The organism is Burkholderia sp. ABCPW 111 (assembly GCF_000773065.1).
Lineage (GTDB): Bacteria > Pseudomonadota > Gammaproteobacteria > Burkholderiales > Burkholderiaceae > Burkholderia > Burkholderia savannae.
Genome location: NZ_JPWT01000088.1, coordinates 122,294 through 143,286, shown reverse-complemented (window position 1 = coordinate 143,286; position 20,993 = coordinate 122,294). Strand labels below are relative to the sequence as shown.

At 63.2% G+C, this 20,993-nt stretch carries 13 protein-coding genes; 12 read left to right on the top strand and 1 reads right to left on the bottom strand.

Annotation, left to right across the window (positions count from 1 at the left end; translation table 11 throughout):
• Positions 1–20 precede the first annotated feature (20 nt).
• The gene (locus X946_RS20815) at positions 21–287 is read right to left on the bottom strand and encodes a PAAR domain-containing protein (protein WP_038751371.1); all 267 of its coding nucleotides are present in this window, start codon (positions 285–287) and stop codon (positions 21–23) included.
• A gap of 521 nt (positions 288–808) precedes the next feature.
• Here X946_RS20815 and X946_RS20810 point away from each other — a divergent pair.
• The 12 genes from X946_RS20810 to X946_RS31845 all read left to right on the top strand — a co-directional run bounded on the left by X946_RS20810 (position 809) and on the right by X946_RS31845 (position 20,804).
• Positions 809–3,607, top strand: coding sequence for a type VI secretion system Vgr family protein (locus X946_RS20810; RefSeq protein WP_038751370.1), 2,799 nt, complete (start codon positions 809–811; stop codon positions 3,605–3,607).
• Positions 3,608–3,609: 2 nt separating this feature from the next.
• Positions 3,610–4,446: a DUF4123 domain-containing protein gene (locus X946_RS20805; RefSeq protein WP_038751369.1), complete on the top strand. Its 837-nt coding sequence runs from the start codon at positions 3,610–3,612 to the stop codon at positions 4,444–4,446.
• 115 nt (positions 4,447–4,561) lie between these two features.
• On the top strand, positions 4,562–5,140 hold the full coding sequence (locus X946_RS20800; protein ID WP_038751367.1) for a DUF3304 domain-containing protein: 579 nt from the start codon (positions 4,562–4,564) through the stop codon (positions 5,138–5,140).
• Positions 5,137–5,730, top strand: a complete 594-nt coding sequence (locus X946_RS31860; protein ID WP_059582978.1) for a DUF3304 domain-containing protein — start codon at positions 5,137–5,139, stop codon at positions 5,728–5,730. Before X946_RS20800 ends, X946_RS31860 begins: the two co-directional genes overlap by 4 nt.
• On the top strand, positions 5,727–6,326 hold the full coding sequence (locus X946_RS31855) for a DUF3304 domain-containing protein (RefSeq protein ID WP_081989889.1): 600 nt from the start codon (positions 5,727–5,729) through the stop codon (positions 6,324–6,326). The genes X946_RS31860 and X946_RS31855 overlap by 4 nt, the downstream gene beginning before the upstream one ends.
• Entirely contained in the window at positions 6,323–8,731 is a 2,409-nt protein-coding gene (locus X946_RS20795) for a T6SS phospholipase effector Tle1-like catalytic domain-containing protein (protein WP_038751365.1), read from the top strand. Before X946_RS31855 ends, X946_RS20795 begins: the two co-directional genes overlap by 4 nt.
• Before the next feature lie 108 nt (positions 8,732–8,839).
• Complete coding sequence (locus tag X946_RS20790) at positions 8,840–12,181, top strand: type VI secretion system Vgr family protein (RefSeq protein WP_038751364.1); 3,342 nt, start codon at positions 8,840–8,842, stop codon at positions 12,179–12,181.
• Positions 12,159–12,653 (top strand): hypothetical protein, encoded by a 495-nt coding sequence (locus X946_RS20785; RefSeq protein WP_038751363.1) that lies wholly within the window; start codon positions 12,159–12,161, stop codon positions 12,651–12,653. Before X946_RS20790 ends, X946_RS20785 begins: the two co-directional genes overlap by 23 nt.
• Before the next feature lie 524 nt (positions 12,654–13,177).
• Entirely contained in the window at positions 13,178–16,027 is a 2,850-nt protein-coding gene (locus tag X946_RS20775; RefSeq protein ID WP_038751362.1) for a type VI secretion system Vgr family protein, read from the top strand.
• 3 nt (positions 16,028–16,030) lie between these two features.
• Positions 16,031–17,038: a hypothetical protein gene (locus X946_RS20770; RefSeq protein ID WP_235364046.1), complete on the top strand. Its 1,008-nt coding sequence runs from the start codon at positions 16,031–16,033 to the stop codon at positions 17,036–17,038.
• A 14-nt stretch (positions 17,039–17,052) separates the two neighbouring features.
• On the top strand, positions 17,053–20,076 hold the full coding sequence (locus tag X946_RS20765; RefSeq protein ID WP_038751361.1) for a T6SS effector BTH_I2691 family protein: 3,024 nt from the start codon (positions 17,053–17,055) through the stop codon (positions 20,074–20,076).
• 8 nt (positions 20,077–20,084) lie between these two features.
• Positions 20,085–20,804, top strand: a complete 720-nt coding sequence (locus tag X946_RS31845; protein ID WP_081989887.1) for a putative type VI secretion system effector — start codon at positions 20,085–20,087, stop codon at positions 20,802–20,804.
• The last annotated feature ends 189 nt before the right edge of the window (positions 20,805–20,993 follow it).

Sequence of the window (20,993 nt, the reverse complement as noted above, 5' to 3'; positions counted from 1 at the left end):
ATTCCCCGTCGATGCATTCGTCACGCCGCGTCGCCGCCCGTGTTCGACTGGCTCGCGATGAGCGCCGCGCCGCAGGCGCTCCGGTAGCCGTCGCGCGCGACGCCTTCGTTGTCGATGATCATCGTGTCGTCGCCTTCGACGATGTGGTTCGATCCGTGGATCGGACACGAGACCTTGTCGTTGCGTCGCGCGATGCCCTTGCCGTGGATCGCGGACGTCGCGGCCGCCGTCGTGACGGTGCCGCCGTGGCTGTGCTTGTCGCCGAGCACGATGAACGGGCGTGCCATGGTGTGGTCTCCTTCGGGACGCTCGGCGGGCGTGCGTCGAGCGGGTCGGTTTCCGCCCGCGCTCGGCGCGGGCGGGGCCGATTTTACCGGCTAATCGCCATTGGCGACGATATCGGAATTTGGCTGGCGGAATTAATTACCTCGGCGGCAATATTTACTGAGCGACTTTGGAAATCGTCCCGTTCGCGGCAGTACGAAACATTTTCATTTTGAGATAGCGCCCGGTTGCGCGTTTTTGCTCGGGTTTCGTATCGGTGTCCTATAGCCTAGCGCCGCCGCGTAATTTAAAATAGTGCGCGATAAATGGGGGACCTACCGTCCGGCGGCCTTGGCGGCGGGGCGCGTCCCGGTGATTCGGCAAGCCGGATCGCATCGCGCGCAATCGGGGTTTGGCTACGCTGCATTATCGCGATCGTTCGAGGGTGGTGATCGCGCTGCGCAGTGGTTTTATCCGTTGTCCCGTTTTCGTCGCAACGAGCCATATTCAAAAAATAGTCGAACTCCGAGAGAGCGGGATTCTCATGAGCGTGATCACGCAATTCACGTCGCTTTTCAGCGCTGCCAATTGTCTCTATTCCCTCGAAGGCCCGGGCGAGCTCGCGTCGCTGCAGATCGAGCGCTGGGCGGGCCGCGAGACGCTCTCCGAGAATTTCCAATGGGACGTCTACGCGCTCGCGACCGATCCCGGCCTCGACCTCGAGGCGATGCTCGGGCAGCGCGTGACGATCCGCACCGCGCTGCCGCACGGCGCGAGCGCCGTGCGCAGCGGGCTCGTCGCGCAAGCTGAGTGCATCGGCTATGACGCCGGCCTCGCACGCTATTACCTGCAGCTCGTGCCGTGGCTTGCCGCGCTCGCGCACGGGCGCGACGAGCGTACGTTCGTCCGGCAGGGCGTCGCGGACGTGCTCGGCGCGGTGTTCGCGCCGTACGGCGCGATCGCCCGCTGGCGCTTCACGGCGGACGCGAACCAGCGCGTCGCCGAACTCGGCGCGCGCGACTACCGCGTGCAATACCGCACCCATACGCATTTCGATTTCGTTCGGCACGTGCTGGCCGAAGCGGGGCTCGGCTTTTGCTTCGTCGAAGACGCGGATGCGCCGGCCGGCCACGCGATGCTGATTTTCGACGACAGCACGCAACTGCCCGAGGACGAGACGTCCGCGCGCGCGGGCGGCGTGCCGCAGCGCCTGAGCGGGACGGCGACGGAACCGGACGACGTGATCGTCGGCATCGGGCAGTCGCTGTCGCTGAGCGCGGATCGCGTCACGCTGATCAGCAGCGATTACCGCAGCAACCAGTCGACGAGCGCGACGGCGAGCCTCGGCAATCCGGCCGGATCGCGCGAGCTGTACGACGACGTCGGGCCCGAAGCGTTCGACAGCCTGCGCGAAGCCGAAGACACCGCGCGCCGGCACGCGGAGGCGATCGTTTCCGCGGCGCGCTTCTGGACGGGCTACAGCACGTTGCGCACCGCGCGCGTCGGCCGCGCGCTGCGCATCGCGGGCGCGACGTGGCGCATGCCGCGCGGCGGCGCGCAAGCGCCGGATGCGTTCGTGCTCACCCGCATCGACGAGGTCGGCGTCAACAATCTGCCCGCGACCGTGATGGAGCGCGTCGAGCGCGGCCTCGGCCCGCTGCCGCTCGCGGATCTCGACGCGCGCGTGCTCGGCCAGGCGAAGGCGGGCGGCTACGCGAACCGGTTCGACGCCGTGCCGCGCGAGCAGGCGTGGCGCCCGACACTCGACGACGGCACCGGCCAGCGGCTGAATCCGGCGCCGACGGCGCTCGGCGCGCAGACGGCGATCGTCGTCGGGCCGCAGGGCGAGCCGCGGCCGGGGGCGACGGGGCCGGTCCACACCGATGCGCAGGGCCGGCTGCGGCTGCGCTATCACTGGCAGGCGGACGGCGATTCGGGCACGTACCCGACGCGCGCGATGCAGCGCCTCGCGAGCCAGGGGCACGGGTTGCAGCAGACGCAGCGGATCGGCCACGAGGTGCTCGTGCAGTTCGTCAACGGGCTCGTGCATCGGCCGATCGTGCTCGGCGGGCTGTTCAACGGGCGCGGCGAAGGCGGCGAGGCGCCGACGCCGGGCGGCGAAGCGGGGCAGCCGCTCGACGAATCGGTGTATGCGCAGGCGGGCGATCACGCGACGAGCGCGCAAGGCAATCTCGCGGGCGGCCACAGCCCCGCGTGGCACGGCGCGGGCGGCGGCGCGAAGCGCCACCGTCACGCCGGCGCGCTGTCCGGCTTCAAGAGCCAGGGCTTCGACGGCCAGGGCCACAACCAGCTCGTCGCGGACGATACCGACCGCATGGGCCGCATGCAGATGGCGACGACGCACGCGGCGACGCAGCTCAACATCGGCCACCTGCGCCATCAGGCCGACAACTATCTCGGCAGCTTTCGCGGGCAGGGCGTCGAGCTGCGTTCGGACGCATACGGCGCGCTGCGCGGCGCGCGCGGCATGCTGATCTCCAGCTATGCGCCGACGGGGCCGTCGCAACCGGCGGGCGACGTGTCGGCGCTGCAGTCGCTGCTCGGCCAGCAGGCGACGCTCGCGAAGCTTCTCGACCAGGCGGCCGATACGCACAAGACCCTGCCGTTCGCCGCGCAGCGCGGCGCGCAGCAGGCCGGGCAATCGTCGATGAACGACGCCGCCGCGCCGCTCGACGCGCTCAAGAAGAGCCTCGCGACGACGGTCGGCGCGGACGGCTACGCGCAAGCGGCGGCCGACGCGTCGAGCCGCTCGGCGGGCGACGCGCTGCCCCATACGGGCGACGCGGTGCTCGGGATCGAAGCGAAGGGCGGCCACGGATTGCTCGCCGGCCAGTCGCTGCAGTGGGCGGCGGGCGAGACGCTGACGGTCGGCAGCGGCAACGACACGAACCTCGCGGTCGGTCGGACGCTGCGCATCCACAGCGGGCAGGGGATCGGCTGGCTTGCCGGCGCGAGCGCGGCGAGCGGCGTCGGCATGAGCGTGATCTCCGGCAAGGACGATCTGACGCTGCAGGCGCAGCATGACGCGATCGCGCTGCGCGCGCGCGACGACCTGAAAGTGGCGTCCGTCGGCGCGGACGTCGAGATCGCGGCGAGGCAGACCGTGCACCTCGCGGTCAGCGGCGGCGCGCATCTGACGATCGAAGGCGGCAACGTCACGTTCGGCTGCCCGGGCTCGCTCGTCGTGCACGCGGCGCAGCATACGTTCGTCGGCCCGGATCAACTGGATGCCGCGCTGCCGCAGTTTCCCGAGAAGGTGTGCGTCGAGTGCCTGAAGCACGCGATGCAGTCGGGCAGCGCGCTGGCCGGCAAGGCGGTTTGAGCATGACGGCCGAGATATTCGACTGGATCGATCCGTACCCGGCGGGCGCGTTGCCGCGCCTGCGGCAAGTGCTCGACGCGCCGTCGGCCGAGGGGCGCTGGTATGCGCTCGTCGACATGGGTTTCTCGCCGTCGCTGCGCGATGCGCTCGCGGCGCTGAATCCGAACGGCACGGTCGTCGCGCTTTACGAAGGCGTCTACGACGGCGAAGGTCTGGTGGAAATCTCGCCTTGCCTGATGCCGCTGCCGGACGACGCGCAGCCGCGCGAAGAAGTGTGCGCAGGCTTGCTGCGCGAGACCGACGGCCGGCCGATGTTGAGCTTGCTGCGCGCCGCGCACGGCATCGATGCGCTCGCCGCGCATTTGCGCGGGCAGATGGAGGCGCGCGCCGAAGACGACGAAGCGTTTCTCGTGCGGCTCGCGGATACGCGCTGCGTGCCCGCGTGGGCGGGCGTGCTGACGCAGGCGCAGCGCAATCGCTTTTTTGCGGGCATCGATGCGTGGTGGCTGTTCGATCGCGCGGCGTCGCTCGTCGAGCTCGATGTCGCGCCGGTTGGCGGCGAGATCGCGTCCGACGGCGGCGACGACGAGCCGTATCGCCTCGACGCCGATCAGATCGCGGCGCTCAGGCAGGCGTCGAAGATCGACACGCTGATTTTTCACGTGCGGCAGCGGCCGGAAAGCTTCGGACGGCTCACGGCGACGCCTTCGCAGGCTCATGCGTGCGTGAGCGAAGCGTGGGCGAAGGAAGGCGTGCCGCCGTCGGCCGGCGCGCGGGCGGCGCTCGATGCGCTCGAGGCGGCGGGATGGCTCGTGCCGCCGGTCGAAGCGTCGGCGTAGTCGGGGTGGGTGAATCGTGAGGCGGAGCGAGAGGTCGGGAGGGCGAGGAGCGGTGCGGTCGTTCATGCGAGCCCAGATTCGACGTGTGACATCGGTGGCGCTTGGGCGTCGGTCGATGGATGCGGTTGCCCTGTTGTTGCTCTTGCTGGCGCTGTTGGGGAGTGTCGCGGCTTGCTCGCGTGCGGGGAGCGATGCGTCGCTGGAGGCGGGAGGGAAAGGCGAGGCCGTGTCGCAGGCGGATGACGACATGATGAGCCTGAAGCTGAACGCGTTGAACTACACGGAAATCCCCATTGGTCGGTTTTATGTCGATGGCACCTGGGGAGGTAATGTTCGGTCGCGTATTGGAAGCGGTGGAAGGCGAATTATCTGTTGCGTATCGTTGCCCAACAAATGGCGTCCCGGGCTGACTGTGACTGTCGAATGGCGCAACGACGAGATGTTCGCGAAAGATCCGAATTCGATAGCGGGTCGCGTGGTGCCGGTCGAGAAGTACGAGTACTTTTCCGACGGATTCTTGTGGGTGCTGTTTTTACCGGAGGACCGGATCAAGGTGTACGCGTCGCAATGGATGCCCGGCTTTCCGGGGTTCCCGGAAGGGCTGCAAGCGCCGAACGAGGCGTGTCCGGGCCACTTCACGCTGAGGAACGATGATCCGCGCTGCCCTCATCCGGATAAGAGAATCAAGTCATGAATTTGCACTTTGGCCCGATGAAGGTTTTTATTAGATTGACCATATTCCTGATTGTGTTTCTGGCCGGCGCGGGTTGCTCGCGGGCGACAGATCGAACGTCAGTCGACGAGGGGGAGGAGGCGCTCTCACAGTCAGGGGGCGATGCGATGAGTTTGAAATTGAATGCGCTTAACTATACCGATATCCCAATAGGTACGTTTTACGTAGATGGTACGTGGGGCAGCACAGTCGCATCGCGCATAGGGAGCGGTGGGGGACGAGTTATATGCTGTGTATCTTTACCAACTAAATGGCGTCCTGGGCTGACGGTAACGGTGCAATGGCAAGATGACAATCTGTACAAAAAAGCCACAAATGCGATGGCGAGCCGGGTGATACCGGTTGAGAAATACGATTACTTCTCCGACGGATTCCTGTGGGTGCTGTTTTTTCCGAACGACAAGATCAAGGTGTATGCGTCGCAATGGATGCCCGGCTTTCCGGGGTTCCCGGAAGGGCTGCAAGCGCCGAACGAGGCGTGTCCGGGCCACTTCACGCTGAGGAACGACGACCCGCGTTGCTCTCATCCGGATAAGAGAATTAAGTCATGAATTTGCACTTTGGCCCAATGAAGACTTTTATCAGATTGACCATATTCCTGATTGTGTTTCTGGCCGGCGCGGGTTGCTCGCGCGCAACAGACAGGGCAGCCGTTCCCCTCGCTACGGAACGTGAAGATGTCACTCAGTCGGAAGACGACATGATGAGTTTGAAGTTGAATGCGCTTAACTATACCGAGATTCCAATCGGCAGATTTTATGTCGATGGGACGTGGGGAGGGAATGTCCCATCTCGAATTGGTAGTGGTGGTGGCAGAATTTTTTGTTGCGTTTCCTTGCCGAATAAATGGCGCCCTGGGCTGACTGTCACAGTCGAGTGGCGCAATGACGATATGTTTAAAAAAGATCCTAAGTCGATAGCAGGTCGTGTTGTACCTGTCGAAAAATACGAGTATTTTTCGGATGGATTTTTATGGGTATTATTTTTTCCGGGCGATAGAATTAAAGTATACGCATCACAGTGGATGCCTGGATTTTCTGGTTTCCCGGAGGGGTTACAGGCGCCAAATGAGGCTTGCCCGGGAAATTTCACGATACTGAACAGTGATCCACGTTGTCCGATTCCCGATAAAAGGATCAAGCCATGAGCATTCGTTTCGCTTCTGTCGAGCGTCCTGATGCTAATGTCGTCACGAAGGAAGAGCAGGACGCGATTCTGCGCAGACTCCAATCTGACGATGGCATGAGTTGCTGCAAGACACTGCACGTTGGGATTTTTTTTGATGGCACACGCAATAATGCGGATCGTGACAGAACCGGGCAAAAGCATAGCAATGTGGCTCGTCTGAGTGATACTTTTCCTGCCGACAGATATCACTATCGCATCTACGTTGCAGGAGTCGGTACTCCTTTTACTGACCAGATCGGCGATTACGGTGTCGGATTGCAAGCGGCGGCAGGTGCGGCAGCGGGATGGGCAGGGGAAGGGCGTATCAATTGGGCACTTTTGCAAATTCACAACGCATTACATACCTACGTTTACGGTAACTCGTTAACCGTGGCGTTAGGAAAAAAGGATAAGGAAATCGTAAAATCGATGAGCCTCGACATGAATTTCAAGGGCATCGATCTTGGCGGCACACCACCTAAACCGGGAAGCGCAGGCGACATCAAATTGCGCGCGAATTCTGGTGTGGGGGCGCTCAAGCTGATTGCTGCCGAGCAGAATGGCGTCGAATTGACTTGGGATTGGGATTCGAATTGGGCGCAGCTCAAGGACGAGTTGGATTCATCGAAGTGGAATGCAGCCGTGCAAGATTGGGACAGCAAGCGCCGCAAGGTATTGCTGGATCGTCGTACCCAGTTAAAAGAGCGCATCGGTGATCTGCTGGTCAAAGGAAAGCCGAAGCTGCAACGCATTCGGCTGTACGTATTCGGATTTTCGCGCGGCGCAGCGGAGGCGCGCACTTTTTCGAATTGGCTTGCTGACGCACTCGATCCCGATTTCAGTTTGTGCGGGGTGCCGGTTTCATACGATTTTCTCGGCATCTTTGATACGGTCGCATCGGTTGGCATCGCTCAGAGCGCCGCTGCAACCTTGTTCGACGGACATGGGGGATGGGGGCGCAAGGAATTGATGGCCGTGCCTTACTACGTGCGCCGTTGTGTGCACATGGTGGCCGCACATGAACCTCGTGGATCATTTCCACTCGATCTTATCGATTGTTCGATGGACGGCCGTGAGGAGATCGTCTACCCGGGCGTTCACTCGGACGTCGGCGGCGGCTATGGGCCAGGCGAACAGGGGCGCGGTCGGGACGATGCCGACAAACTTTCGCAAGTCCCGCTGCTTGATATGTACCGGGAAGCGCGTAAGGCAGGTGTGCCTTTGGATATCCAGGGACCAGGTATCGGCGCGGACGTCACCGCTTCATTCAAGATTTCAGCAGGACTAAAACAATCTTTCGAAGCCTACGTAAAAGCGAGCGAGAACTACTACTACGAGAAGGACCACGGCACTCCTGGCCTGATGCGCTGCCATTACGGCTTGTATCTTCGTTGGCGCAAGATGCGGCTCAAGGACATGCGCGCGCAGCCGAGCTTCAAGGCTGCGCAGGCAAGCTACCCGCAAGATGCAGCGGATTTGGACAGCGCGAATGCGGAGTTGAAGGAGGAATGGGACGATCTGCTGGAGGTCGAGAAAGCCGGCGGCCCGACGGTCACCCGATACGTGAAGAAGTTTGTTACGAAATGGGCCAGCGAGAATCCGAAAACAGCCGCTGTTGTCTCCACGTCACTACTTCCGGCCGCGGCCGCTGCTGAAGTTTTCATTCCGGGGGCCACCCCTGCGACCGTGCTATTCGGCGACAAAGTGGTCAAATTGGTGCAAGCCCAACTCAATGAGAAGTGGGAGCAGTGGCAACAAGTTCGCAGCGACTGGAACATGGACCCTCCCGAAGCGCCGATCAGCGTGCTGTACGACAACTACATGCACGATTCGCGCTCTTGGTTCAAGCCGCTGGGCGACGACGACGACGTGTGGAACCATAAGCAGATTCAGGAGATTAAGGCCAAGCAAGCCGACTTCGAACGTGCGCACGCTGCCTGGAAAAAACGTGTAGAAACGGGCATGCCCGGCCCGTGGCAGATTACGCAAGCGATGAGCGTGGGTTCCACGGGATTGGGGCCCGTCGGTGGGCTTCCGCCCGAGCCCGAGCCCCGCTCCCCCCTCACCGCGCCGCAAGCGGACCTGCTGAAGCGCTACGACGCCGCGATGCAGTCGGCCAAGCAGGCGCGCGCCGCGAAGGACCCGAGCGCGCCGACGGACAGCGCCGTGCTCACCGACCCGAAGGTGACGGGCGGCCTCGCGCTGCAAACGAGCGGCCGCGAGTTCTATTTCCTGTGGGGCTTCCTGCGCTGGCGGACCGTGTTCGTGAACGGCGTGCGCTGGGATCAGCCGCGCGTGCCGACGATGCAGGAGGAAATGGAGGGCATGCGGATGCAGATGCAACGCCAGGTCGACATGAAGGGCATCGGCGTGCTGTTCCAATGAACGAACGCATGCGAATGGTCGGCGACCGCGCGCCGGGCGAAGCCAGCGCAATGACGCGCATCGAACGCAATCGCCGAGCGCGAACGCACACGAGTACCGGGAACTGACATGGATTTAGTCGCAGCATTGACGGGCTATTCGCAAACGACTCGCCACATCCGGATCGATACCGCGATGCCGGGCGCGTTCGTCGTCGAACGCTTCCACGGGCGCGAGGGCGTCGACGAATCGTTCCGCTTCGAGATCGACGTGCTGTCGAGCGAGCCGTATCTCGACCTGACGCCGCTCATCGGCCACGCGGCGCGGCTGCGGATTGCGACGGGCGCGGGCGAGCGAAGCTGGAACGGTTACGTCACGCATGCGGCATACGCGGACAGCGACGGCGAGATCACGCGCTATCGCATCACGATGGAGTCGTGGCTCGCGCTGCTGCGCCTGCGCCGCAATTGCCTGTATTTCGTCGACGTCGATACGAAGGACATCTGCGAGCGTGTGTTCGGCGACTATCCGGAAGCGCATCGGCGCTACGAGCTGAAGGAGCCGCTGCGCAAGTTCAGCCTGCGCGGCCAGTATCGCGAGACCGACGACGCGTTCGTGCTGCGCCAGCTCGCCGAAGCGGGCCTGTCGCTGCGGATCGAGCATGCGCAGGACGCGGGCAAGGACGCGTCGGGCGACCACACGGTCGTCGTGTTCGATCGTCGCGCCGAGTTCCCGCGCGGCAGCGCGATTGCGTACCGCCATCAGGACGTCGGCGATCCGGACGGCGTGATCACGCAATTCTCCGAGCGCCATCAGATGGTGCCGGACCGTGTCGTCGCGACGAGCTGGAAGGCGGACGAATTGCTCGCGCTCGCCGGGCACGCGCAGCGGCAGCCCGATGACAAGGCGCCGGTGCTGCCCGTGCGCGAAATCTACGACGGCCAGCGCGCCGGCCGCTTCGAGACGATCGACGACGCGCAGCGCTTCGCCGAGCAGCGGCTCGACGCGCTGTGCCTGCCGAAGCTGATTCATTACGGAGCGGGATCGTCGCGCACGCTCGAGATCGGCAAGGTCCACACGCTCACCGGCTATCTGGGCAAGGCGATCACGTTCGTGCCGCTGTCGATCGAGCACGAGGCGGTCAACAATCTCGGCGCAGACATCGGCGCGCTGCTCGGGCGCGGCGAGCTCGACAAGGGGCTGTACCGCAACCGCTTCGTCGCGGTGCCGGAGGGCACGGCGATCGTGCCGCCATATCGTGAACGGCCGACCGTGCACGGCGTGCAGACGGCGATCGTCGTCGGCGAATCCGGCAGCCGCGTCAGCAGCACGCGCGATCATCAGGTGCGCGTGCAGTTTCCGTGGATGCGCGGCGCCGCGCCGCTGCCGGGCGGCCTGACCGACACCGCGAGCCGCTCGAACCCGGCGGGGCATGCGCCGGGCGACCATCGGTCGGGCGTGCTCGTGCGCGTCGCGGAATCATCGGCCGGGCCGAATTTCGGGCATGCGTTCACGCCGCGCGTCGGTGCGGAAGTCGTGATCGGTTTCGAATCGGGCAACATCGACATGCCCGTCGTGCTCGGGCAGGTCTACGGCGGACGCGTGCAGCCGCCGTTCGCGGCGGGCGAAGGCAGCGACGCGAATCATCCGGGCACGCTCACGGGCCTGCAGACGCAGACGCTCGACGGCCAGTCCGGCAGCCGCTGGGTGATGGACGACGCCGCAGGGCAACTGCGGCACGAGCTGAGCAACTCGACCGCGAACAGCCGCCTCGCGCAGGGCTATCTGATCGAGCAGCAGGGCTCGGTGCGCGGCGCGTATCGCGGCGAAGGGTTCGAGCTCGCGACGCAGGGGTGGGGCGTCGTGCGCGCGGGCGAAGGCGTGCTCGTGTCGAGCACCGCGCGGCGGCTCGCTACGTCGACGCAAATGGACGTCGCGCAAAGCGTCGGGCAATTGAAGCAGGCGGTGCAGACCGCGCAGGGCATGAGCGAAACCGCTGCCGCCGCGCACGCGCGCGAATTGGCCGCCAATGCCGCGCAAGCGGATTTCCTGAAGGCGATCGATCCCGCGCAAGACGGCAAGTACACGGGCGCGGTCAACGGGCAGAGCGCGACGAAGGCGAGCGGCTCGCAGCGCGACGGCGGCGATCCGGTCGAGCGCTTCGCTGCGCCGGCGGTGCTGATGGAGTCGCCGGAGAACATCGTGCTGACGACGCCGCACAGCGCGGCGTCGTATGCGGCGCAGCACGTGCATCTGACCGCGCAGGGCGATGCGCACGTGGCGGCCGCCGCGACGGTCGCGGCTGCGTCGGGCGATGCCGTGAGCCTCTACAGCGCCGCGGGCGGGTTGAAGGCGATCGCGAGCGACGGGCCGGTGAGCGTCGAGGCGCACACGTCGACGATGGAGATTCTCGCGGACCAGTCGGTGCGCATCGTATCGACCGACAACCGCGTCGACGTGCTCGCGAAGGATGCGATCGTGCTGCAGCAGGGGCCGAACCGGATCACGCTGAAGGGCGGCGACATCACGGTCGAGACGCCGGGGCAGTTCCTCGTGAAGTCGGGCGCGCATCCGTTTCCGGGGCCCGCGTCGGAGAGCGTGTCGCTGCCGCCGCTGCCGATTCCCGCGCCGCTCGCGCTGTTCGACGAACAGATTCGCTTCGTCAACGAAAACGGCGAGCCGCTCGGCAACGTCGCGTACAAGCTGAAGCTCGCCGATGGCTCGACCGTGTCGGGCGTCACTGACGACAACGGGAGAACCGAGCGCGTGTCGACGGACGGACCGACGTCGATTCAGTCGGCGACGCTCACGCCGACGCAGGTCGTCGACTGCTGCGGGAGAACGTCGGATGCGCCGCCGCCGTCGGTGAAGGTCGACATCAAGGGAATCGGGACCAACAACATGCTGGTGGGTAGTTCGGAGAAATCGGTCACGGTCAAGGGCGAGAGCCGGCCGCTGACCGAGGGCGAGATCGAGATGGCGAAAACCGTGTTCCAGGACAGCATCGATTACAGCGCGGTGCGCGTGCACAAGGGCAGCTATTTCTGGTTCAACTTGCAGAGCAAGCATACGGCCGTGACGCCGAACAACAACATGTATTTCCTCGAGGAGGATTTCGAGGAGGATTTTTCAGCGGTTTCTGACGAAAAGACGTACATGCAGTCGTGGTTCATGCACGAGATGACACATGTCTGGCAGCACCAGCGAGGATACGCAGTGCGTTGGCATGCGTTAACTGTCACGATTCGCGGCAATAGCGCTTATGAATACAAAGTCGAACCCGATCAGGTCTTTCACGACTACAACATGGAACAGCAGGGTAATCTCGTGAGTGACTACTACGCGCTCATTGTTCTGCGTTTGCATACGGCAGTGAGTCACCAAGGCTACGTCGGGACACCGAACGAACTTCGTCAGGTGCTTGCACCACTTTTACAGGACCCCAGGAATGAGGCGAATCTTCCGAAGTAGTGCGCTATGCGTTGTATTGTCATTGTGTGTTGCCCAGACCGCGGCGATGTCTCGAGGGGCGCTTCTTCTCGATATCAAAGAGGTGGATGGGAAACCAGCGGCCTGTATTCCAGCGAATGATGAAGAATTCGAAAATGTCGTGCAACTTGACTTTATTGGAGTTTCGCGGTCAATGGGGCCGACCACTCCAGGCATCAATTATTGGGAAGTGCAAGTTCCAACCAGTGCGAAGCCTGTTTATCTGAAACGCGGCGAGTGCATCGTATATGGTCAGTACATCGAAGGCGCGCGCGTGGATACGCCACCCAAGCCTTTGGATGCCGGCAAGACGTATTATTTCGCGATTATTCCTCGCGGTGAAGCGCCAGGTCCAGTGTACGGCGCTGGTTTTTGCGTTCTTAAACGCACGGGAGGGGGAACCCAAATTGTGCAGCCGACAAAAGACAATGATCCGTGCCCGCATCGTCGTTGATCTAATGACGTTCGCGATTGCTTGCGTTGTTGTGTTAATAAGGATTCGTGCCCGAACGGAAAATGGCGGTGTGCGCATCGGCCGGATATGCAACTCATGATATTCGAAACGTTGCATGCCCCACGCGTTCGATGCTGACTCCGCGTTGCGGGTGCGTGGATGTGGCGAGCCGTGCGCGCCGTCCCGATGAAGGCATCGAACATTTGCATGTTGAACGGACTATCGATGAATTTCCGCACCCACGTCTCTCGCTTCCTGCAGTGGCCCGCATTGCTTCGTTCGCGTGTGTCCGCACGCGCGTTCGTTCGCGGGGCAACGGCGCACGAGCGCGCCGTGGATAGCGAGCGCCGCGAACGGCGAGCAATGCGGACATCATGCGCGTCGGCAGCCGAGGAGACGAGCGCGCATACGCGCAGCGACGAACAACCCGTGCCCCGAGTCGCAAGAGCACGTGGCGTCGCGCCCCAATACATGAACCCGGCCCCGCGGATCGTCGCGCGCCCGGCCCACTGAACGGACAAGCCATGTCGATCCCAACTGACGTTCTGCAAGCACTCTTCGGCGGCTGGTCGCAGCACGACCGTTTCCTCTGGATCACGACGCCGCTCGGCGCGAACGCGCTCGTCGCGGAGAGCCTGCACGGCTGGGAAGCGCTCGATCACGGCGGCTTCCGTTTCCAGCTCACCGCGCTCGCCGAGAACCCGTCGCTGCCGCTCGCGCAATTGATCGGCGCGCCGATCCTGATCGAGTGGCAGGCGGCGCAAGGGCGCGATGCGCGCCGGCCGTTTCACGGCCACGTGATCGCCGCCGAACTGATCGGCTACAACGGCGGCCTCGCGCGCATGCGGCTCGTCGTCGAGCCGTGGCTCGCGCTGCTGCGCCAGCGCATCGACAGTTACAACTATCTGAACGCGAGCGTCGTCGAGATCAGTGAACAGGTGTTCCGCCGTTACACGCGCGGCGCGATCGCGCCTGCATGGCGGTGGGCGCTCGCCGATGCGACGAAGTACCCGAAGCGCAGCCTGACCGCGCAGGCTGGCGAATCCGATTTCGCCTTACTCGAGCGGCTCTGGGCCGAGGAAGGCATCTTCTACTGGTTCGAGCACGAGGGCGATCCGCGCGCGTCGAGCCTCGGCAAGCACACGCTCGTGCTTGCCGATTCGAACCAGCGTTTCGCGCCCGACGAACCCGAGATCGTCGGCTTCCACCAGACGAGTGACGACGATCCGCAAGGCTGCATCCAGCACTTCATGCATGCGCGGCGCTGGCGGATCGGCAGCGTCGCGCGCGCGAGCTGGGATCATCGCAGCCTGTCGACGCGGCCGACGGGCGCGCGCGCGAGCGGCGCGGTCGTGCCGGGCGAGGATCGCGACGTCGCCGGCCCGTATGCGTTCCAGACGGGCGCGATCGGCGATCGGCGCGCGCAGCAGCAACTCGACGCGCAACGCGTGGCCGCGCTACAAAGCGAAGGCCGCAGCACGCGGCGCGATCTGCGCCCGGGGCTGCGTTTCGCGATCGCGCATCATCCGACGCTCGGCGCGTCGGACGCGCTCGTCTGCCTGCGGGTCGAGCATTCGGCGCGCGCGAACGTCGATGCGACGGTGCGCAGCGCGATCGAGCAACGTCTCGGCACGATCCCTTCGATGACCGGCGCCGCGCCCGCACTGCGCGGCGCGGCGAACGCGCTGCACGCGGCGCTTGGCGTCGACACGCATCATGGCGGACAGCTGACGCTCGACGACGCCGTTTATCGCAATCGCTTCGTCGCGCTGCCCGTCGAGCAGGCATACCGGCCGCTTGCCGCATCCGGGCACGGCGCGCGCGCGCATCCCGTCGCCGTGATGCCGGGCGCTCAGACGACGATCGTCGTGGGCTCGGGCGATCCCGTTCACACCGACCGGGATCACCGGATACGGATTCAGCATCACGCGCAGCGCGGCCAGCAAGCGGCGAGCCGCGAGGACCATCCGCATGCGGCGAACGCGCCGGCGGACCGGAGCGCCGGCACGTGGACGCGCGTGCTGACGCCTGTCGGCGGCGACAACTGGGGCGGCGTGAGCGTGCCGCGCATCGGGCAGGAAGTGTGGACCGAGTGGCTCGAAGGCCAGCCCGATCGCCCGGTCGCCGTGGCCGCGCTCTACAACGGTCAGGGCAACGCCGACGCGCAGCACAACGCGCAAGCGGGCGGCCCGAGCGGGAGCACCGGCAACGCGGCCGCGTGGTTTGCGGGCAATACGCATGCGGCCGTGCTGACGGGCTTCAAGACCCAGGACATGAGCATGAGCCAGCAAGGCACGGGCGGCTACCGGCAGTTCATGCTCGATGACACCGCGGGCCAATCGAGCGCGCGCCTGTACACGACCGATCGCAATAGCGGCCTCACGCTTGGGCACATCAAGCAGACCCAGGACAACCAGCGCCAGGCCGATCGCGGCTACGGCGCGGAACTCGCGACGGATGCGGCCGGCGCGCTGCGCGGCGGCGCGGGGCTTTTGATCAGCACGGCGCCCGGCGTGAGCCAGATGGACGCGAGCGCGCCGAGCCAGGTGCTCGCGCAACATCGGCAGACATTGCAAAGCCTCGCGGAGCTTGCGCAGAAGCATGGAGCCGAGCCGGGCAACGGTACGGCAGTGCAGGCGCCGAGCGCAGCGGATACGCCGCCTGCGTCGACGGGCAACGCGGGCAACGCGGCGGGCAAGTCATTGCCGGCCGTCGAGGGCGTCGAGCGGAGCCGCGAGGCGATCGGCGTGACGCGCGAGGGCAGCGGTGGCGGCGATGCGACGGGCGGCGGGAGCGGCAGCGCAATCGCATGGAGCAAGCCGCATCTCGTCGCGCACGGCGAGGCTGGGCTCGTTGCGATGTCGGCGAAGAGCCACGTGTGGGTGTCGGGCGCCGAAACTGTGCTGAGCGCCGGACAGGACGTGCAGTTGACGGCGAAGGGCAAGACGAGCGTTGTCGCGAATCATGGCGTTTCGCTGTATACGCAAGGCGCTGCGGGCGGCGGGCGGCCGGTGGCGGGGCAAGGCATCGCGTTGCATGCGGCGACGGGCTCGGTGAGCGTCCAGGTGCAGAACGCGGGCAAGCTGAGCGCGAGCGCGCAGAAGGCCGTGACGGTCGCGAGCGCGCAGGGCAGCGCTTCCGTGCAGGCGCAGCAGCGTGTGTTGCTGACCGCGGCGAAGGCTTATCTGAAGATGGAAGGCAACGACATCGTGGTCGGCGCACCGGGACGCGCGGATTTCAAGGCGGCGGCGCATCAGTTGACGGGGCCGAAGAGTGCGAGTGCTCAGAATGCGTTGGGCAAGGGTGCGTCGAAGGACTGTCCGCAGACGATGAGCGACATGGTTTCTTCCAGTGCCGCATTCGCGGATCTATAAGTCATGGTTCGAGAACAGACGCTTTCAGAGCCGCGAGCGAGCGACGCGATTGCGGGCCGCGAATCGGCTTCGCCCGAGGACGCGCTGTTGGGGCAACTGCAGCAGCGATGCGCGGCGCAAGGCGGCGCCACGCGCATCGTGTTGCTGATCGGGCCGGCGATGCTTCAGGAAGCGGACTCCGAAGTATCGAAGGCGCTGCGCGCAGATGGTGCACATTCGACGCTCGACGTGCAACTGCGTCCGGGGCAGATTGATTCGGATTATTGGCCGTCATTGGTCGAGCTGGATTTCATGCGTCAGCATTCGATCGACGCGTGTCGCATCGCACTGCGAGCGGCCTTGGAGGATTGGCGGCCGGGTGCGCTGGCCGAGGGGCGAGGCCATCGTATCGGCGCGCTGTTGTTCGGCGATGCGTCATTGGCGGAAATCGCGCATCACATCGCGAACGTGGCGATTCAGCAGCGTTCCGATCGACCGGGGCAGAGACTGCTGGCGTTGGCCGACCCGGCGGCTTTCGAGGGCGTATGGCGGGTGTGTCGCGACGATCAACGTTGCCGCCTGCTGGGCCCCATTGCCAGATGGTGCACCGTGGATCGCTGGGGACAACTGACGGATCACGCATGCGCGATTGCGGGCGAGCGCGCTCCGGCGCGAGGCCGCTTCGTCGGGTTCGACGACGCGCAGTGGATGGCGTTGTCCGATGTCAGGCCGATCAATCGCGCGTGGATGCGCATGCGCGCGGACGGCGGTGTCGTTCGACGTGAAGACTTCGCCCGCATGCCGGACAGTTTGCTTCGTGCGCGGCGATATGGCTTGAGCGATCCGGCCGATCTGGAATTGTTCGCGTTTCACGCACTCGAGTCGGGGCCGGACTTCGATTTGCATCCTTTGATGCAGACGTTGCTGCGCGCGCGTCCGGAGGACGTCTACTACAGTCGCGCCGTCGCCGAGCTGGACGACGCGCAGTGGGACGAGATTCGCGAGGCTCGCCGAGCCGCGCCCATCAATTGATCAAGGAATGAAAAATGGCGGGAAGCGACGATCGTTGCGACGTTTGCAAGCTTCAGGGGTTGGCGGTCTACCCGTCGCGCTATGCGGTGGTGCCGAAATCGTTCGGCGCGCCGGCACTCGGTTCGTTCGACGACAAGAGCGTCACGGGTGTGGCGTTGACGCAAGGCAAGTACGGCTTGCGCCAACTGCGCGAGGGTTTCGTCTATCTGTTCTACGAACTGGGCGCTCGCGGTGCGTACTATTGGGAAGTGTATTCGGTTGCACCGGATGGCTCGTTGTGGAAGCAACTGGATACCGCGAGCGCGAAAAGAATCGATGCGCCGCAAGCATGTCGACGCACAGGGCACAGCGCGTCGCGCCTCCAATATCTCGTCATCGAAAAGCCGCATCAGTGCGGCAACGTCTGGGTCGCGTTCAGCGAATGGCCGTGGAGTCGGGACACCGTCAAACGCTACGGCGCGCGGGATGCGCAGGCGGCGAGCCTGCGCAAAAAGCGCATGCAGCTCATCGAGCCCGCGAAGTGGATATCGGCGCCGAAGACGGGAACGTATTCGGCGCCGCTGACCGAGGCCAATCTGCAACACGTCATCGAATATGCGCCTGCTGTCGCGACCACCGCAAAGGGGGAGCCCGTCGGCCTGCAAAGCACGGAGCTGCCCGAGGCCGTCAGCTTCGGCGAATTGGGAGCGTTTCGGGACGCCCGTCTGCAGACTTGCACGTCGCGTTATCCGTGGACCATGCGCAACAAGGCCGCGGCAGGCGCGAAGCTGAGCCCGGCGGCCGAGTTGGTGAAGCATGCCGAGAGCAACAGCCGGAAAGAAAAGGGCGCGGCATGCGTGCCGATGATGCTGGCGCTTTGGGATGGCGTGGGGATCACGCACGAATTGAACGGCTTCCGAAACGACGCACAGGCGCGTTTTCTGCAGTATTGCGACGAGCAGGCGCTCAGGATCAATGCGCTGCAATGGATCGATCAGGCGAAGCTCGCGGTGGAAGCCGGCGCGCGCAGAAAGGCGACATTCGACCATAGCCCCGCGACGCCCGGCAGCACGAGCTGGTATTACCCGGACGCGGTTGCGAAGCAAAAGGCGGCCGCGAAGACGCCGGCGGATCAGCAGTTCTGGAGCGACTACCAGTGGATGGGGGAAAACGGCGTGCCGCCGTCGTACGCGAGGCAGATTACGCAGTTTCGCGCGGCGCCTTCTTCGCCTGCGTATCAGGACGCGATGACTCGCGCGCGCAAGTATGTGGAGGCCAAGCCGAGGATCGAGGAAAATCGGGCCCGGAGGATCGATCAGGACACCGCTACCGGGAGCGTGCAAGATTGGTCAAAGTACCGCGAGAAGCTGGCGGACGATACATCGGGCAAACCGGGAAGCGCGAAAGGGAACGTCAAGCGTATCGACGTGTTCCGCATCCTGTATCAACGCATTCAGGACCAGAAGCAAGCGTTGCTCGCGCAGCGTACGGCGGATGTCGCGAACTGGCTGGACGCGCCGCTCTTTCTCGCCGCGCTCGAAGATTATCACGATCAGAACGGCTTCGACGGGGTGGCGTTCGAGTTCGTCATTTTCCATGCGATCGTCGGGCTGAGTGCCGATTCGAGCGGCGTTGCGGCATTGAACAAGTTGATCGACCGCCTCGACCCGACCAAGCCGGAAAGTTTGATCTGGCGGATGGTGGCCAGCAATCAGAAGGAGTCGAAGGAAGCGCTCAAGCTGGCGCTGGCGCGGGCGGAGGCGCACAAGACCACGCTGCTGGGCATGGCGGGAGAAGGCTTCAATGCATTCGCGGAGGCCTGCGAGAAGCTGAAGAAGTTCGCGGAGTTCTACGGAAAGATGGACGAGATGAGCAAGCAGGCCAAGCAGCTCAATGCCGTCGATCAGGCGATGCACGATAAGGGCGTCGACAAGGCCGCGGTTAGCGTAGGGCACCTCATCTTTCAGCGGTTCTCGTTCAAGGGATTCAACCTGCAGAATCTCGGCAACGGGGTGAGCGAGGCGATCATCAACTCCGTGTTCATGCTGAGGGTGGGCATCAAGAGCGACGAGGTGAAAGAACTCGTTCTGCTGCAAGCTAAAATCGAGCCGCAACTGCGCAGCAAGTTCCTCGGTGAATATCAGGCTCAACGCCGAATGGGGAGAAGTTCGCCGGAGGCGTTTCGAATGGCCACCTCGGCCGTCGCCGAGACCGAAGGATCGAATGTTCTTTCCAGGCGGTGGCGCGCGATCAAGGTGCGCGAGAGCGTGGGTCTCGTAGGCGTGATCGGGCTGATCGAGGTGTTTGCTCTGATCAAGCTGATCAATAAGAAGGATAAGGAAAAGCGGGATTGGGCGGAGTTGGGGGGAGCGTGTTTTTCGGTGGCGGGGGCAGCAGCGGAGGTTGCGCTTAAGCCTTTGGAGGCACTCAAGTTCGAACAGGGAGCCAAGAATCTCAAAATAATCGGTGGGTATTGCGGAGCGATTGCTGGAGGCGTCGGGATGATGCTCGATTTCATGGACGCCAGGGGGAAATGGAATAATGGCGAACGGCTGATCGGCCTTCTTTATGCTGGTAAAGGCATTTTCGGATTTGGAGCGACGGTAGCATTCGGTTTAACTGCTTTGAGTTCATCGGCACCATTTTTCGAGCGAATTGCATCGAACGTTACCGGTCGAAAGATTCGTATCGTTATTCTCGACCGTATCGGGCAAGGTATTGTCGATGCGACCATGCGCAAGGCAGCCATTGCGGCGGGTCAGGAAGTCGCAGCTGTCGCTGCCGAACGAGTTGGGGCCATGGTAATGGGTAGAGTGCTCTTGTTTATGGCTAGCTGGGAAATGCAGGTGGCTGTTATCGCTATTCAAGTCGTGATTTGGACGCTAAGCAATGATGATTTGCAGAACGCGATACTCGATTCGGTGTTCGGGAGGGAGGGGAAATATAAAATGATATCGGATATTAAGAAGCAAGATGAAGCATTCGACAAGGCATTAGTGGCTGTTGGCTTCAAAGCTGAAGAGACGGTGGAGACAGGAAAAGCGAAGCAAAACGGGTAGGAGCGCATATGGATAATGGACGAGCGGTGATTTTGCGAGGGGTCGTAAGTAATTTCAGTAAGGAGCGAGCGACGGGAGATTTTCTCCTGAGCGATGCCGATCGATCAGCTGCGGGACTTACCGCGGTCGCGGCGGCGCTGGCTGGCTCGGGAGGAGCAGTCGGATTGGCATCTCTGGCGGGGATCAAGGAAGAGGCTGATAAGGTTCAATTTGAACTTAACGGTAAGAAAATAACGGGGTGGTTGATGTGGTCGCCATTCAAAAATGGCGACGAAGTCGAAGTAGTTGCTGAATTGCTGCGGGATGGTACATATCGAAGTTTTGCCGTTCTCAAACCTGAAGATCGTACCATTGCTCTATATCCGCATTGTTCGAGAGGGAGAATTGCGCACTATAAAAATTCCCTGAAGTGGTTTTTTATGGCATTCGCTTTTATTTTCTTGGGATCGTGTGGCGTTATGGCGGGAATTTTTTTGGTTAACCATGATGACGATTGGAGGAGTTTCGTGGGATTGATGGGGGGAGGGGGGCTGATTAGTCTTGTGATTTACGCCATTATTGCCTATAGAATTTCTAGGAAATTTATGCCATTTGTTGTTATGGCTGAAGGAATATTCCAATCTTTGGGTTGGCGTGATGTGAAGAGTGTGGATTTGCCGGCTAGAAGTAAGGCGGCGAGGAAGGCCGAGAGACGGCCCGGTCTTGGGACGTTGTATTTTAGATATTGATATAAGTGTCGTATATTTTTGGTTCTGAATGGCATGTCATGTGAGAATTTTAATTTGCAGTGTCGACGAGAGAAATTGGCGACTATATGTTATCAACCTGATCGCTGTCACTCAAACCGAGAGCAACAGCCGGAAAAAAAGGGCGCGGCATGCGTGCCGATGATGCTGGCGCTTTGGGATGGCGTGGGG